Origin of the sequence: Lysinibacillus xylanilyticus, from assembly GCF_001708185.1 — a bacterium.
GTDB classification, from domain to species: domain Bacteria; phylum Bacillota; class Bacilli; order Bacillales_A; family Planococcaceae; genus Lysinibacillus; species Lysinibacillus xylanilyticus_A.
The window spans coordinates 871,059-887,692 of the sequence record NZ_MDDN01000001.1 but is presented as its reverse complement, the minus strand read 5'-3'; the positions used below and the strand labels follow the sequence as shown (position 1 = coordinate 887,692).

The window sequence follows — 16,634 nt, the reverse complement described above, 5'->3', positions numbered from 1 at the left end:
AAAATAACCCAATAACTAAGTTACTTGCATAATTTTAGTAATTAATGCATATAAATCATCATATTGTTTTTGGGGGCGATGGGATGAATGTATTAGTGACAGGTGGTTATGGTTTTATTGGCAGTGCAGTGGCAAGGCGTTTCTTTAAGGAAGGTTCAAATGTTTATATTATTGATAATTTAAGCACAGGCCATTTACGTAATGTCGACTTTGAGCATAAATCGTATCTTTTGAATGTAGAAGATGAGGTTTGTGAGCATCTCTTTAAGGAAATATCATTTGATGTGGTAGTCCATTGTGCTGCGCAAACAAGTGTCCAAAAGTCGATACAAGAGCCAGTGAAGGACGTTTTAACGAATATTGTAGGGCTTAGTCAGATGCTCTTCTTATCGTCAAAATATAAAGTAAAGCATTTTGTTTTTGCCTCGTCTGCGGCCGTTTATGGTGATAGTCACTATCCACCACTAGAAGAAACGGATGTTAGTGAGCCCATTTCAATGTATGGATTAAATAAAAGCATTGGTGAAACATACTGTGAAAAATGGCAAAAGGATTATCGTTTACCAACATTAATTTACAGATTTGCTAATGTATTCGGCCCAAGACAATATATGCAGGGGGAAGCGGCGGTTATTCCTAGCATGCTAAAAAGCAGTATTGAAGGAAAGCCCTTTACGATTTATGGAGATGGAGAACAGACACGAGATTTCATTTATGTAGATGACATTGCAGATGCTATTTATGCCGGTGTGCAAGCTAAATTACAAGGCATTTATAATGTATCAACGAATGAGGCGTGGTCGATTCATCAAGTCATTTTATTATTACAGCATTTAAATCATCCTTTAGAAATTCAATATGCTCCTGCAAGAGAGGGAGATATTGAGCATTCGTTTTTAAATAATGCCAAGTTGGCAAAAGCAATCGGGTGGAGACCAAAAACTTCTTTTGCGGAAGGCATAGAGCGCACATTGCAAGCATTACAAAATGAAAAAATCGTTGAAATTTAAGTATAGAACCCCGCTTAGTTCTTTAAATATGAAGATGAAGATTTGTCAGTGTAATATTTGACGATTTACCCTATTCTAAAGGGAAAATCGTCTTTTTATATTTTCAATTACTTATTGAGAGAGGGAAACTAATCATTCATCAGCAAATAAATACAGACCCTCGTTCAAGCGTCAAAACCATGGTTTATCTTTCAATGCTATTTAGTAAATTTGCATATTTTATAATTGGTATTACACGGGTTAGAAATAGTGTTTTCTTATGTCTATAGTATAATTGTTTTTCAACACACCTGATTATTTTTTTAAGGAATGCTGTGGAATTGAACGGGGGGCTTACACATGTTAGTAGATTTTAGAGTGAAAAATTGCTTAAGTTATAAAAATGAAACATTATTTTCTATGGTTGCGGGAAACCGTATTCGAAAACTAAAAGACACACATACAATGAATTTTGAATCGTTTCGTCTCGTGAAAAGTGCTTTTATTTTTGGACCAAATGGAAGTGGAAAATCGAACTTATTCACAGCTATTAAAGTGTTACGTTCTTTGTTGTTTAACTTTGAAAACCTTAATAATGTCAAACAACTGCGCTTGCCCTACCAACCGTTTAAGCTAGGAGGTCAGCAAGGGCAACCGACAGAATTTATGATTTCATTATTACTAGATGGGATACTGTATGATTATGAGATACAGTATAATGCATCGCAGGTTCTTTATGAATGCCTCACTAAAACGACAACGTCCATGAAAGAAAAGCTCTTTACCGACAGTGGGATGGGACAGAATATTTGTATGAAACTGCCCAAAACACAGCGCTAGAGCTGACAAAATATACGCGTAATAATACGGCTTTCTTATCAGTATTAAATGTCTTTAATGACCCCGATGCTACGAAAATATTTGATTGGTTTTTACATAAAATTCTGTTCCTTGATGAAGCAAACCGGTTATCAAGTCATCCACTGATTCGTAAACTTGAAGAGGAACCCTTTAAGAATGAAGTCATTAAACTACTTAAAATTGCAGACTTTTCTATTCAAAATGTGACAGCAAGACGTGTTGAGCGCAGAGAGAAAAATACTATTTATGAGTTTGACACTTCGGAGGTTATTCAAGAGGTGGATATTGATTTGCACTATTTATCGTTTGATGAAGCAGGTGCGCCAATCGGTACAGAGACGATTAATTGGACGATGGATTCAAAGGGAACAGTACGGATGCTACATTTAGCATGTGTTATGGTAGATGCATATAATAAAGGAAAAACGATCTTTATAGATGAATTTGATACTGCATTTCATGTATCGATTTGTGAATTTTTAATGGCTATAATGAACAGCAAACGTAACGCCAGTAATCAATTTGTTGTAACAAGTCATGAAATTGATTTATTGGATCAGCCATTACGTTCCGATCAAATTTGGTTTGTCAATAAAAGCTTTAAAAATGAATCCGAGTTATACTCCTTATTTGATTTTGTAGATTTGCAGAAGAAACGAGGCGATATTTCCTATGCCAAGCGTTACTTAAAGGGCGAGTTTGGTGCAACACCGGTTATTAATGAATACTTATCCAATCAATATTTAACTTCTTTCAGCGGGTTCCAAACACCCAGAAGTTAAAGCCTCTGGCGGATGTCACGGAATCAGAAAGGAGTTCACAAAGGATGTTAACCTAAAATCATCGCATCCATGCGATAACGGCTAACAGACCTGCATCGGTAATAACGCCACGTCCTGTGGCATTACCGAAATGACCGACATCGTGTCGGCCCTCGTGCAGGCCTAAGCACAAAGCCGATTCCGGACGCAATTATGCCGAGGCATAATTAATAGGAAGTGGAGGTATCTGAGCTGTGAGAGTACGTCAACAAGGAAACAGAACACTACGTAAAACTATTTTAATTTATTGTGAAGGTGAAACTGAGCGTATTTATTTTGAGCAAATGCGTATTTTAAAGCGCTCAAAATTGGTAAGTGTCAAAATTAAAAACGTGAAACGCTCAGCTATTAAGCTAGCTCAGCATGCCTATCGAGATTCGAGCTATCAATATTTTGATGAAGTTTGGATTGTATTTGATAAGGATGATTTAACTGAAAAGCAGTTAGAAGAAGTGAATGACTTTTGTGAGGAGAAAAATATTCATATTGCTTACTCAAATGAGGCATTTGAATTATGGTTACTGTTACATTTTGAAGAGGTCGATATTTCGGAAAAATATCCTCGGGCTGTTTTAAATGATAAGATGGAGCAACATCTAGGGATAACACGTTATTTCCGACATAAAGCGGATGAGTCAGTCATTGCACCCATCGCATTACGGCATGAGGTCGCTATAAAAAACTGCACGGAAATGATGGCACTTCGCAAGACAGAAAACCGTGACAACCCATATTGCAACATACATGAAATGATTCAATACATATTTTAATGTCAACAGCAGATTTTCTGGGGATCTAATAGAGAACTTGCCGTTTTGTAGATTTTCATCAAAAGCTGGAGGGAGTCTTTTTATAGTCCTCTAATATTGATCATCCTGTGGATTAACAACCTCTGAAATTTTTAACATGAATTTTTAGTGTTTCGGAATAAATAAGATCAGAAAGCTATGACAATTGAACTGAACATATGATACATCTTGCCCCCCATAAATGATTGAAAAGTATATTTTTTAGTCGTTTTCTTCCGATTACCTAACTTGCCTTTCCTATTTATACACACTACAAGTTAATAAAAGGTTTGAGTGACTGAGAGACCATTAAAAACATTTGTACATTTCGTGCATATGCTTTTAATGGTTTCTTTTTTCGTTCTTAATAAGGAGGAAATTCATTATGAGCACAGCTTCAGCAATACAACGTCAACAATCAATTGAGGAATTACAAAGTAAAGAATACGATTTATTGGTCATCGGTGGCGGTATTACAGGATGTGGTATTGCACTTGATGCAGTTGCCCGCGGTTTATCTGTAGCATTAGTTGAAATGCAAGATTTCGCCGCGGGTACTTCTAGTCGCTCGACAAAATTAGTACACGGGGGGCTTCGTTATTTAAAACAATTTGAGATAAAAGAGGTTGCAGATTTAGGTAAAGAGCGTGCGATTGTTTATGAAAATGGACCTCATGTAACAACTCCTGTATGGATGCTACTCCCGTTCCATAAAGGAGGCACATTTGGCAAATTCTCAACGAATATTGGCTTACGTGTTTATGACTTTTTAGCAGGTGTTAAACGTTCTGAACGTCGTTATATGTTAAATGCTGCAAAAACCATTGAAAAAGAACCTTTGGTCAAAGTTGAGGAATTACGTGGTGGAGGAGTATACGTAGAATATCGTACAGATGATGCGCGTCTGACAGTCGAAGTTGCTAAAGCTGCCATCGAAAAAGGGGCTACACTTATAAACTATACAAAGGCAGAGAACTTTTTATACAGTGACCAGAAGAAAATTAATGGAATCGTAGCACAAGATTTGATTGCCTATAACATGTTTACGATTCGTGCTAAAAAGGTAGTTAATGCTGCTGGTCCGTGGGTAGACGATGTTCGTCATATCGAAGGGAAACAAAATGGTAAACATTTAATTTTATCGAAAGGTGTGCATATCGTTTTTGATGAATCCAAATTCCCATTACACCAAGCTGTATATTTTGATACGCCTGATGGCCGCATGGTATTTGCGATTCCTCGTGATGGGAAAACATATGTTGGAACGACAGATACATTTTATCAAGGCGATGCACGTGAGATGAATATTCAGCAAGAAGATCGTGATTATATGATGAAGGCAATTCATTACATGTTTCCAAAAGTTCATGTCACGGATGAAGATATCGAATCAAGCTGGGCAGGTGTTCGTCCATTAATTCATGAGGACGGTAAAAACCCTTCTGAAATTTCCCGTAAGGACGAAGTATGGGAATCTTCTTCAGGACTTGTGACAATCGCTGGCGGTAAATTAACAGGTTATCGTAAAATGGCAGAAACTGTCTTAAATAAGATTACGCAAGATTTAGAACAACAATTTGGCATAACATCTACACCATGTAAAACAAAACATATGCGTATTTCTGGCGGGGAAATTGGCGGCTCTCAAAACTTACATGCCTTCGTGTCTAAACGAACAAAAATGGGCATCGATCTGGGATTATCTGAAGCGGAAGCAAAACATTTAGCACATCATTACGGGTCAAATGTTGACCTTGTTTTTGAATATGCAAAAGAAAAACATGCTGTTTTACCTCAAACGCTCTATGCTCAGTTACTATATGGGATTCATCATGAAATGGTTGTTCATCCAAACGATTTTATAATTCGTCGTACAGCCTATATGTTCTTTAATATTGCGCTTGTGAAGAAGTACAAAGATGCAGTAATAGATGAAATGGCAAAACAATTAAATTGGTCTACTGAGCAACGTGAGCAATATGAAAAAGATTTAAATACAGAAATAACAAGAGCCACAACTGCATTATAAAAAAATGAGGAGCTGTCCTAAAAATAGATATATTCTGGTGAATATCCACGTAGACTTTTGTATGTGCGACGAAGCATGAGAGAAACGAAGCGACAGGAGCACATTTTTGCGACGAAGCGTGAGAGAAACGTAGCGACAGGAGCACATTTTTGCGACGAAGCATGAGAGAAACGTAGCGGCAGGAGCACAGCGATGTACTTTTGCCTTGCTGCGGAAAGTAAGAAGGGTTTTCCCGTATACAAATATGCTAGATATTTTATAACGGACTTTTTAGCAAAGGGGTAATCAAATGAATTTTAATAATCAACAAATTATTCCCGCTGCACGTACAGTAAAGCAATTTGAGGAAATATTATATAGTCGATTCGAATACATTGTTCTACTAGAAGTGCATATTAGTTTACTAATGTCAATCAAGCACGGGGCAGATCGTAACGCTAAAAAGTTATATTCATGCAGATTTAATTAAAAACAGATAATTTTACAGCAGATTTTTTTACAATCCTATCCGTCTAGCAGGCATTATTTCCACTCGATAAACAATAGGTTGATTATGTGGGTTACTTTTTCTAGAATGTACGTAAGTTCAAGCGCGTGGTTAGGAAAAGGAACCCACATTTATTCAACTGCTAGTATGCAGTTTGTTTAAGTGTGGGTTTGTTTTTTTAGGTGTACTTAAAAACAAAGGGGGCTTTTATATGTCTGTATTAACAGCGGAACTTGTCGGCACGATGATTCTTATTTTATTCGGTGGGGGAGTTGTTGCGGGTGTATCACTGCACAAATCGAAAGGTTTTGGCGGTGGATGGGTAGTGATTACCTTCGCCTGGGGTCTAGGTGTGGCGATGGCTGCATATGCTGTAGGCGGTATTAGTGGCGCTCACTTGAATCCTGCGTTAACAATCGCGCTTGCTTCAATTGGCAATTTCCCATGGGAAGACGTACCTGCTTATGTTGTTGCACAATTGATTGGTGGTTTTTTAGGTGGGGTACTTGTTTATTTTATGTATTTACCACATTGGAAAGGTACGAAAGATCCAGATGCAAAACTGGCTGTATTTTCTACAATGCCTGCCATTAAACATCCATTATCAAATTTAATTTCCGAAATGATTGGTACATTTATACTTGTTTTAGGTATTCTAGCATTAGGTACAAACACAATTACAGATGGGCTAAACCCGTTTCTAGTTGGTATGCTAATTGTAGCCATTGGAATGGCTTTAGGAGGACCGACTGGTTATGCAATTAATCCTGCTCGTGACCTTGGCCCACGTATTGCTCACTTTTTCTTACCAATACCAGGTAAACGTGACTCAGGGTGGTCATATGCATGGGTTCCAATTGTTGGTCCAATGATCGGTGGTACATTCGGTGCCCTATTTTTCCAACAAATTTTTGAGGGGGAAAATAGTATCGCATTTTGGGTGTTAGCTATTATCGTCGTAATTATTTTTATTTGTGCTCAATTAACAGTGAAAAATGTTGAGAGTGAAATGTAATAAAAAATTTATTTGGAGGTATGTCCGATGTCAGAAAAGAAATATATTTTAGCTTTAGACCAAGGTACAACAAGTTCACGTGCTATTTTGTTTGATCAAAAAGGGAGTATTCTCCATAGCGCACAACAAGAGTTCAAACAACATTTCCCGCAATCTGGATGGGTTGAACATCACGCGGAAGAAATTTGGTCCTCTATTCTTTCTTGTATCGCTACAGTGCTTTCTGCAAAAAATATTGATTCAAATCAAATTGCTGGGATCGGTATTACAAACCAACGCGAAACAACAGTTGTTTGGGATAAAAATACAGGGAAACCAATTTATAATGCGATTGTATGGCAATCACGCCAAACGAACGGTATTTGTGAAGATTTGAAAGCAAACGGTTATAATGACTTATTCCGTGATAAAACAGGTTTATTAATCGATGCATATTTCTCAGGCACAAAAGTAAAGTGGATTTTAGACAATGTTGAAGATGCTCGTGAAAAAGCAGAAGCAGGGGTCTTACTATTCGGCACAATTGATACATGGTTAATATGGAAGTTGACTGGTGGTAAAGTACATGTAACGGATTATTCAAATGCTTCTCGTACATTAATGTATAACATTTATGATTTAAAATGGGATGAGGAATTATTAAATATTTTAGGCGTTCCTGCTTCCATGCTTCCAGAGGTTCGCCCTTCTTCAGAAGTATATGGTTATACTGAAGAAGCTCTGTTCTTCGGCTCTGCTGTTCCGATTGCTGGGGCTGCGGGTGATCAACAAGCTGCTCTATTTGGTCAGGCTTGCTTTGATGAAGGCATGGTAAAAAACACTTATGGTACAGGCTGCTTTATGTTGATGAACACTGGTGAAAAGGCAGTAAAATCAGAGAATGGCTTATTAACTACGCTTGCTTGGGGCTTAAATGGTAAGGTAACTTATGCTTTAGAAGGAAGTATTTTCGTAGCTGGCTCTGCTATTCAATGGTTACGCGATGGCTTACGAATGTTCCGCTCTGCTGCTGATTCTGAGCAATATGCTGAACGTGTGGAGTCAACTGATGGCGTTTATGTAGTCCCTGCATTTGTTGGTTTAGGAACGCCTTATTGGGATTCTGATGTACGAGGTGCTGTCTTCGGTTTAACTCGTGGTACATCTAAAGAACATTTTGTACGTGCAACATTAGAATCATTAGCTTATCAAACAAAAGACGTACTTAGCGCAATGGAAGCAGATGCAAATATTCCACTAACAAAATTACGTGTAGATGGTGGCGCTGTTGCAAACAATTTCTTAATGCAATTCCAAGCAGACTTATTAAATGTTCCCGTTGATCGTCCGGTTATTAACGAAACAACTGCTTTAGGTGCTGCATATTTAGCAGGGATAGCAGTTGGCTTCTGGAAATCAACAGATGAAATTAGTGAGTATTGGAATTTAGAACGTCAATTCACACCTGATATGGATGAATCACTTCGTGGAGAAATTTATGCAGGCTGGAAAAAAGCTGTGACAGCTGCTCAAGCGTTTAAATAATTAGATTAATAGGATGGATTTAAAAGAGAGCTGAATAGTGATAAAAAACCTTGATAGGCTAATTTGACGCAGATCCCGGATTGTTAGACAAACAATTTAACTTTTGGGGTTACTTCATTTGCCAATCAAGGTTTTATTTATGAATAGGAAATTATTCTATAACCACTTCGATATTAACTTTAAGTCACTGTTTAGCGGACTTTTTTTGAAACCTCCACTTTTCGGCATGCCCTTAGTGTCGGTCGTATCTCTGCTATAGCAACAATCTTGAAGCATGTTTATTCCAAAAAAACATATAGTGTATATTGAGAATTATGAGTATTCGAATGAAAGGGGATTGCGTGGATAATTCTAAGTCGAATCAGCGCAAAAATTCAGATGAGAATGTAAAGGATCAGCAGCTGGAGCCGTTTCGTGTCGATAATGAAGGAAAAAAGATGACAACGAATCAGGGGCTAAAAGTTTCGAATGATGAGGATTCGTTGAAGGCTGGAGTTCGTGGGCCAACCATTATGGAGGATTTTCATTTCCGAGAAAAAATGACACACTTTGACCATGAACGTATTCCAGAGCGTGTTGTACATGCGAGGGGCTTCGCTGCACATGGGGAATTTGAGCTGTATGAGTCGATGAAAGAATATACAAAGGCGGGCTTTTTACAGGATCCAAATAAGAAAACACCAGTTTTTGTCAGATTTTCGACTGTAGTTGGCAGCTTAGGATCGATGGATACTGCACGAGATGTACGTGGGTTTGCGACGAAATTCTACACGGATGAAGGTAATTATGATTTAGTTGGTAATAATATACCTGTCTTTTTTATTCAAGACGCCATTAAATTTCCTGATTTAATTCATGCGGTAAAGCCTGAGCCTCACAATGAAATGCCACAAGCAGCTTCAGCGCACGATACATTTTGGGATTTTGTGGCGAACAATCAGGAAATTGCACATATGATTATGTGGCATATGTCTGATCGAGCAATACCTAGAAGTTTTCGAATGATAGAAGGCTTCGGTGTTCATGCTTTCCGTTTCGTCAATGATAAAGGAAAGTCCAGATTTGTGAAATTTCATTGGAAGCCTGTGCTAGGTGTTCATTCACTTGTTTGGGATGAAGCGCAAATTATTGCTGGAAAGGATCCAGATTTTCACCGACGTGATTTGTGGGAATCAATTGAAATTGGCGATTATCCAGAATATGAGCTTGGTGTTCAGATGCTTGAGCCAGAGGACGAATTTAAATTTGATTTTGATGTATTGGATGCAACAAAGCTTTGGCCTGAAGAGATAGTGCCAGTTAAAAAGATTGGGAAAATGACCTTGAATCGCAATGTAGATAATGTTTTTGCTGAAACAGAGCAAGTCGCCTTCCATCCTGGAAATGTTGTGCCAGGCATCGATTTTACAAATGACCCACTTCTACAAGGGCGGCTATTTTCTTATTTAGATACACAGCTCATACGATTAGGTGGACCAAACTTTAGTGAAATACCAATTAACCGACCAGTGTGTCCAATTCATAATAATCAACGCAATGGCTTCAGTCGACAAACCATTAATGTTGGGAGAGTAAGCTACCATAAAAATTCTCTCGCAAATAATACACCTTCTACCTCTACTGCAAAGGAGGGCGGCTATGTCCATTATGAAGAAAAGGTTGAAGGACGGATTACACGAGCACGAAGTAAATCTTTTGATAATCATTTCTCACAGGCAAGGCTTTTTTGGAATAGTATGTCACCTCCTGAAAAACAACATATCATCGATGCCTTCAGCTTTGAGGTAGGGAAGGTGAAAAGTAAGTCAGTACGCCAACAGGTTGTTGATATGTTCGTTCGAGTGGATAAAGCAATGGCAACAACTGTAGCTGATAATATTGGTGTTAATCGGCCAAAAGGGGAGCAAATAAATGTCACGTTATCATCACCTGCACTTAGCCAAGCTAATACAGTAAAAGTGCCACAAACACTTAAAGTAGGTGTACTAATAGGTGATGGGTTTGACGCAAATGAAGTCGGAGAAGTGCTGAAATATTTAACAAGACAAGGTGTTCGGTACAATATTATTTCTGACAGATTAGGGGTTGTTACTAGCAGTGATGGCGTACAGTTAACAGCAAGTGACACATTTATTACGACGGATGCGGTACTATTTGATTCATTATATGTTGTAGGGGTAAAGGCAAACAATCAGGCAAAGTTTAATTCGTTTATTGTAAGTTATATTAATGAAGCGTATAGGCATTATAAACCGATCGGCATTGCCACATCCGGTACTATATTTTTTAATATGTCCAATGCTAATGTAGGACCAGGAATTGTGTTGGCAACTGGCAACAAAGATTTCGCTAAAAAATTTGTAGATGCCATTGCCCAGCAACGCTTTTGGCAACGTAATATTTATTAACTTACATTGTTTTTGGGATAATACCCGTGGAGCAAGAGAATATCCATGAAAAGGAACGATAACCTCTAGAAAACCTTTGCTTTAGATTTTCTATGAAATACTTCATCCATCATAGTGAAAATTTAAGTCTCTCGTTGTTCAATAAAGAATAATGAGAGATTTTTGAATGTTGTACCTTAATGTTTAACAAAAAACATCTGTTGGACTCATACCTTCAGCCGATTTCAGACATAATTATGCAGAGGTATGATTGATTGGCAATAAAAAATATCTGAGGCCATACAAATTTTCCTTTTACAATAACATCTTGAAGTAAACAAAATATTGCTAAATTTTCTTCTAGTTATATGGAATTGCATTCAAATTTTGTAAATGATATGGTGGTAAATGAGGTGAATTTCGTGGAAAAATTTGATATTGCAATTGTTGGCGCAGGTCCAGGGGGATATGTGGCAGCCATTCATGCAGCAAAATGCGGCAAGAAGGTCGCCTTAGTGGAGCGCGATAAAGTAGGGGGAGCATGCTATAATGTCGGCTGTATTCCTTCGAAAATTTTATTGGAGCATAGTAAGCTTATTCAGGAAATAAAACGTGGTAATGACTGGGGCATTGAAACTCCTACAGTACATGTGAATTTCCCGCGATTAATGAAACGTAAAGATGCTATTATTGATGAGCTTTTAACGAATATTGAGGGTTATATTTTTAACAATCAAATTACCTTTTATCGAGGAGAAGCAGCAGTGGCTAAGGATTTAACTGTAACTGTTGGAAGTGAGTCCTTTACGGCAACGGATATCATTTTAGCAACAGGAAGTAAACCATTTGTCCCGCCATTTAAAGGTTTAGAGACGTCTTCATATTTTACAACGGATACGTTTTTTGATATTGATGAGTTGCCAAAGCAGTTAACAATAATTGGTGGTGGCGTTATTGCTGTGGAGATAGCATTTAGCCTGGCACCACTAGGAACGAAGGTGACGATGCTAAATCATAGTGAGGATATTTTACAGACAGAAGAACCGGATGCACGACCGGTTATTCGTGAAAAGATGAAAAAGCTGGGTATTGAGCTTGTGACAGATTTTCAATTCGAGCATTTTAATGGTAATGATATTCATACATCTAAAGGCATTTATACATATAAAAATCTCTTGTTTGCAACAGGTCGACGCCCAAATACAGAAATCGCTCAGCAGCTTGGTCTAGCATTCGATGGTCGATTGATTGCTGTCAATGAGCATCTTGAAACAAGTCAGCCGCATATATATGCAATAGGCGACTTAGTTGGTGGTTACCAGCTAGCTCACTCAGCGAGCGCAGAGGGAATTCATGTTGTGGACCATATTTTAGGAAATAAACCGGAACTGATTGATCAAACGTTGATTCCTCGTTGTGTTTATACACATCCTGAAATTGCGACATTCGGTTTACTGGAAGAGCAGGTTGAAGAACCTTATACGGTGACTCAAATGCCTTTACAGACAAATCCTAAAGCATTAATGGAAGGGAATACAGTAGGTTTTATTAAGCTTATTGCAACGAAAAAGGAAGGACGTATTTTAGGAGCATGTGTTGTTGCTGATGGGGCAACAGAAATGTTAAATGCTATTTTAGCTACTAAAAATGCTGGAGGCACTGTCCATACGCTCGCAAATATGATTTTCCCACACCCTACAGTTTCAGAGCATATAGGGGATGCTGCAAAAGCTTTTTTTGACAAAGCCATTCATCAATAGGATTTTGAAAACATATTTAGTTTGTTGCCACAAAAAGCATTGTATCGAAAGATAATCTTACCAATTGCTGTAGGAGGTTCTATCGGACATTTACTTGCGTTAGAATATGCATTGAAACCAATTTTAGCTGTACTAGGAGCTACCACTGTTTCGCATTCTGTATATATTGTGGATAAACAAATCATTCGGCTTGAAGATGGAAGCTCTGCCGTCGAGGATGAAGCGATCAATCGACTTGACGAGAATTAAAGCAGTTACAACAAAATGTATTAGTAAACTAAAAGGATTCATCACTAAAGTTGGGAATCGTTGTCGCAAATGAGACAATAGAGCGAGCACAGTAGGAGATTGAAATAAGTATTAAGTCTACAAAATAGCGCATTATAGGAAATAACCGCCTATAATGCGCTATTTTTAATTTGTATCAAGTTCTTGGTTTTTCTCAACTGGTGTTGTAGAGAGATATAAGAAAGCCTCATCTTGCAATAGCAATAATTTTTCTTCACAAATACCGTGCGCTAAAGGTCCAGAAAAAATAGATTCCCACCAAGTTCCTGTTGTTGTCATTCATCTACGCCCCCGTTTCTTTTTCAATATGTAGTTGTAAATTTCAAAAAAACACAACCATCTTAGCTACATTCATTACCTCATCACCTCATCACCTCATAACTAATATAAGAAAGAGGAATTTTTGCTTTCAATGTTGTATCGTATAGACAAAGATAGTTTGTTTCAAAATGAAAAAACTATGTATGCCATTTTAAAAAAAGGGGTGCTTTATGATGAATTTTACGCCACAAGACGTAGAGAATATGATTACAGAACAGCGTCAATTTTATTTTTCACGAGCGACTAAGAGTACAAAATTTCGAAAAGAGCAATTAATAAATCTGAAGAAATCAATTTTAAAATATGAAAAAGAAATTTTGAATGCTTTACATTTAGATTTACGAAAGAGTGAGTTTGAGGCATATGCAACAGAAGTTGGTATTGTTTTAGATAGTATTTCTTATATGGTAAAGCATGTTGAAGAATGGATGAAACCAGAAGTTGTAAAAACACCAATTCAATTTCAGATGGGGAAAAGCTTTATTGTTCGAGAGCCATATGGCGTGACATTAATTATTGGCCCATTCAATTATCCATTCCAGCTCGTAATGGAGCCATTAATCGGTGCAATTATTGGTGGCAATACGGCTATTGTAAAACCATCCGAAACATCTGTGCATACAGCAGTAATTGTTAAAAAAATAATTGAAGAAACGTTTAATCCTTCCTATGTGCGTGTTGTAGAAGGGGAAAAAGAAGAAGTGACGGCACTTATTCATGCATCCTTTGACTATATATTTTTCACAGGAAGTGTGGCAGTTGGAAAGGTTGTTGCAAAGGCAGCTGCAGAACGATTAACACCGATTGCCTTAGAACTTGGTGGGAAAAGTCCCGCAATTGTCGATCAAACAGCCAATTTAGAAGTAGCGGCGAAAAGAATTGCTTGGGGTAAATTCTCAAATACTGGACAAACTTGTGTGGCACCAGATTATGTCCTTGTCCATAAAGATATCTATGACCGATTTATGAAATTATTGAAAGAAGCGCTTCGTGCCTTCTACGGTAAAAATGCATTAAAAAGCCCTGACTATGGTCGTATTGTGAATTTAAGACAATTTGATCGATTACAGCAAATAATAACGGAAGAACGTGATGCAATTACGTTTGGTGGTAGAACAGATCGAGATGATTTATATATTGAGCCTACAATTATTGAATATGTGAAATGGTCAAATCCTTCAATGCAGGATGAACTATTTGGTCCGATTTTACCTGTGATGATGTATGATGATTTGCCACTTGCTATTCACCAAATTCGTCAGTTACCAAAGCCTTTAGCGGCATATTTTTTCTCAGAGCATGAGAAAGCTATTCAGTACTTTTTAGAGGAATTACCATTTGGTGGAGGATGTATTAATGACACGATTACACATGTTGGAAATTTACATTTACCATTTGGCGGTGTTGGTTCATCAGGGGTAAAAGCGTATCACGGGAAGGCAAGTTTTGATAACTTTACTCACCCAAAATCTATATTAAAAAAATCTTCAAAGGTAGAGACGAATATTCTATTTCCTCCGTATAAACAAAAAGTTAAGCTTGTACGAACTATTATGAAATAGTAAAGAATGAGGTGTCGGGACACAAAAGGTCTTCGACACCTTACTTTTAGTAGTGACATTTAAACAAGCTCTCTCAGATATATAGCTTTCAATTAAAAAATACAGTTGTCGATAAATGCCGATTTTTGATAAATTAGGTACATTTCAGTGAAATATTTAAGATAGATCAAAATGATAGCGTTTTCATCGAAAAAACGTCCTAAGAGGCATTTTATTTATGGATGAATAAGTAGTAAAATAAATTCAATAGAATGTGGGGGTATTCATATTGTCAATTTTTGTCGAAAAACAATAAATGATGAAATGAGTGTAGAGATTGATTGGAGGACTATGAAATGTATGCAGAGGAATTGTTAAGTGCATTACCTTTGAAAAAAATAATTGGAGTATTACCTGACCAAGTAAGTGATATTGTCATTGATTCACGAAGTGTGCAACCAAATAGTATGTTTGTTTGTATAAAAGGTTATACAGTGGATGGTCATGACTATGCACAGAAAGCTGTTGAAGGTGGCGCAACAATCGTTGTGACTGAACGAAAATTACCATTAGGAGAAACTATTGCACAGGTAATTGTGAAAGATACGGACCGAGCAGTAGGCCTGCTAGCAGCAAAGTTTTTTGATTATCCATCTAAGGATATGACCATGATTGGTGTAACAGGGACAAATGGAAAAACATCAGTAACTGGTATTATTCAAAACATCATGCATGGTATGGGCGAGAAATCAGCACTAACAGGAACAATCGGCTTTAATTTAAATGGTATTTTATATGAATCTGCAAATACTACGAGTGATGCATTGTCGACACAACAAATGATATTCCGTGCAAAAATGGAAGGTTGCCGTTTAATGACTATGGAAGTATCTTCGCACGGTTTATCACTTGGACGTCTGGCTGGTGTAGATTATGATGTAGCTATTTTTACAAATCTTACACATGATCATTTAGATTTCCATGGTACGATGGAGGAATATGGTCATGCGAAGGGCTTATTATTCTCTCAACTTGGACAAGACTTAGAAAAGAATAAATTTGTTGTGTTAAATGCTGATGATGCTTGGTCAGAGCGTTATGCGGCGATGACACCATTTCCAGTATGGACATATGGTTTAAATAATGAAACAGCTGATTTCCGTGCTATTAACTGTGAGTATCATGATTATAAGACATCTTTTGACGTTGAAATGTCAGAGGGAATATTTCATGTACAAATGAATTTACTCGGGGAATTTAATATATACAATGTACTTGCTGCTATGGTTGCTTTTTATGGCCGTGGTTATTCAATGGAAACAATCATTGAACAAATTGAGCAATTGCCATCAGTAAAGGGACGTATGGAAAAAGTTTGCTCAGATTTACCAGTGCAGATTTTTGTTGATTATGCACATACACCTGACGCAATTGAAAAAGCGATTTCTTCAGCTCAACCATATAAAAAAGGCAAGCTTATTTTCCTAGTTGGCACAGGTGGCAATCGTGATAAATCGAAACGTCCAGCAATGGCAGAAAAGGCATCAGCTGCCGAATACGTTATTTTGACGACAGATGACCCACGTTATGAAGACTACGATAGTATAACAGGTGATCTTGCCAAAGGGATGTTACATGAAAATTATGCATGTATAGGAGATCGTGCTGAGGCAGTACGCCATGCGATAGAAGTTGCTGAACCAGGAGATATGATTATTTTTGCTGGTAAAGGTCATGAAGATTATCAAATTATTGAGAATACAAAATATCCTCATAGTGATGCGGAAATTGCAATAGAAGCGGGCCGTTTAAAATTCGTATAA

The 16,634-nt window shown here is 37.4% G+C and carries 14 protein-coding genes; 13 read left to right on the top strand and 1 reads right to left on the bottom strand.

Annotated features, from left to right (window positions below; genetic code table 11):
• Positions 1-83 precede the first annotated feature (83 nt).
• From BFJ97_RS04280 to BFJ97_RS04235, 11 genes are all read left to right on the top strand, one after another.
• Positions 84-1,010, top strand: coding sequence for an NAD-dependent epimerase/dehydratase family protein (locus tag BFJ97_RS04280; protein WP_068983382.1), 927 nt, complete (start codon positions 84-86; stop codon positions 1,008-1,010).
• A 339-nt stretch (positions 1,011-1,349) separates the two neighbouring features.
• Positions 1,350-1,829 carry an AAA family ATPase gene (locus BFJ97_RS25040; RefSeq protein WP_254660111.1) on the top strand — a complete coding sequence of 160 codons (480 nt, stop codon included), beginning with the start codon at positions 1,350-1,352 and terminating at the stop codon, positions 1,827-1,829.
• A complete protein-coding gene (locus BFJ97_RS04275; protein WP_254660110.1) occupies positions 1,799-2,632 on the top strand; it encodes an AAA family ATPase in 834 nt (277 codons plus the stop codon). The genes BFJ97_RS25040 and BFJ97_RS04275 overlap by 31 nt, the downstream gene beginning before the upstream one ends.
• A 233-nt stretch (positions 2,633-2,865) precedes the next feature.
• Positions 2,866-3,441 (top strand): RloB family protein, encoded by a 576-nt coding sequence (locus tag BFJ97_RS04270; RefSeq protein ID WP_068983381.1) that lies wholly within the window; start codon positions 2,866-2,868, stop codon positions 3,439-3,441.
• 403 nt (positions 3,442-3,844) lie between these two features.
• Complete coding sequence (locus BFJ97_RS04265; protein ID WP_068983380.1) at positions 3,845-5,488, top strand: glycerol-3-phosphate dehydrogenase/oxidase; 1,644 nt, start codon at positions 3,845-3,847, stop codon at positions 5,486-5,488.
• A 289-nt stretch (positions 5,489-5,777) separates the two neighbouring features.
• The gene (locus BFJ97_RS04260; RefSeq protein ID WP_068983379.1) at positions 5,778-5,957 is read left to right on the top strand and encodes a hypothetical protein; all 180 of its coding nucleotides are present in this window, start codon (positions 5,778-5,780) and stop codon (positions 5,955-5,957) included.
• A gap of 229 nt (positions 5,958-6,186) precedes the next feature.
• Positions 6,187-6,990 (top strand): MIP/aquaporin family protein, encoded by an 804-nt coding sequence (locus BFJ97_RS04255; protein WP_068983378.1) that lies wholly within the window; start codon positions 6,187-6,189, stop codon positions 6,988-6,990.
• A gap of 27 nt (positions 6,991-7,017) precedes the next feature.
• The gene (gene glpK, locus BFJ97_RS04250; RefSeq protein WP_068983377.1) at positions 7,018-8,514 is read left to right on the top strand and encodes a glycerol kinase GlpK; all 1,497 of its coding nucleotides are present in this window, start codon (positions 7,018-7,020) and stop codon (positions 8,512-8,514) included.
• Between the two features lie 326 nt (positions 8,515-8,840).
• On the top strand, positions 8,841-10,922 hold the full coding sequence (locus tag BFJ97_RS04245; RefSeq protein WP_068983376.1) for a catalase: 2,082 nt from the start codon (positions 8,841-8,843) through the stop codon (positions 10,920-10,922).
• 401 nt (positions 10,923-11,323) lie between these two features.
• Positions 11,324-12,661, top strand: coding sequence for a dihydrolipoyl dehydrogenase (gene lpdA / locus BFJ97_RS04240; RefSeq protein WP_068983506.1), 1,338 nt, complete (start codon positions 11,324-11,326; stop codon positions 12,659-12,661).
• A 21-nt stretch (positions 12,662-12,682) separates the two neighbouring features.
• Positions 12,683-12,910, top strand: a complete 228-nt coding sequence (locus BFJ97_RS04235; RefSeq protein WP_223552841.1) for an NAD(P)H-dependent oxidoreductase — start codon at positions 12,683-12,685, stop codon at positions 12,908-12,910.
• 165 nt (positions 12,911-13,075) lie between these two features.
• Here the strand turns inward: BFJ97_RS04235 and BFJ97_RS24510 are convergent, their stop codons facing one another.
• On the bottom strand, positions 13,076-13,228 hold the full coding sequence (locus BFJ97_RS24510) for a hypothetical protein (RefSeq protein ID WP_175401664.1): 153 nt from the start codon (positions 13,226-13,228) through the stop codon (positions 13,076-13,078).
• Positions 13,229-13,443: 215 nt separating this feature from the next.
• On the opposite strand from BFJ97_RS24510, the gene BFJ97_RS04230 reads away from it, so the two are divergent.
• Both BFJ97_RS04230 and BFJ97_RS04225 read left to right on the top strand, forming a co-directional pair.
• Positions 13,444-14,832 (top strand): aldehyde dehydrogenase, encoded by a 1,389-nt coding sequence (locus BFJ97_RS04230; RefSeq protein WP_068983375.1) that lies wholly within the window; start codon positions 13,444-13,446, stop codon positions 14,830-14,832.
• Positions 14,833-15,167: 335 nt separating this feature from the next.
• The gene (locus BFJ97_RS04225) at positions 15,168-16,634 is read left to right on the top strand and encodes a UDP-N-acetylmuramoyl-L-alanyl-D-glutamate--2,6-diaminopimelate ligase (protein WP_068983374.1); all 1,467 of its coding nucleotides are present in this window, start codon (positions 15,168-15,170) and stop codon (positions 16,632-16,634) included.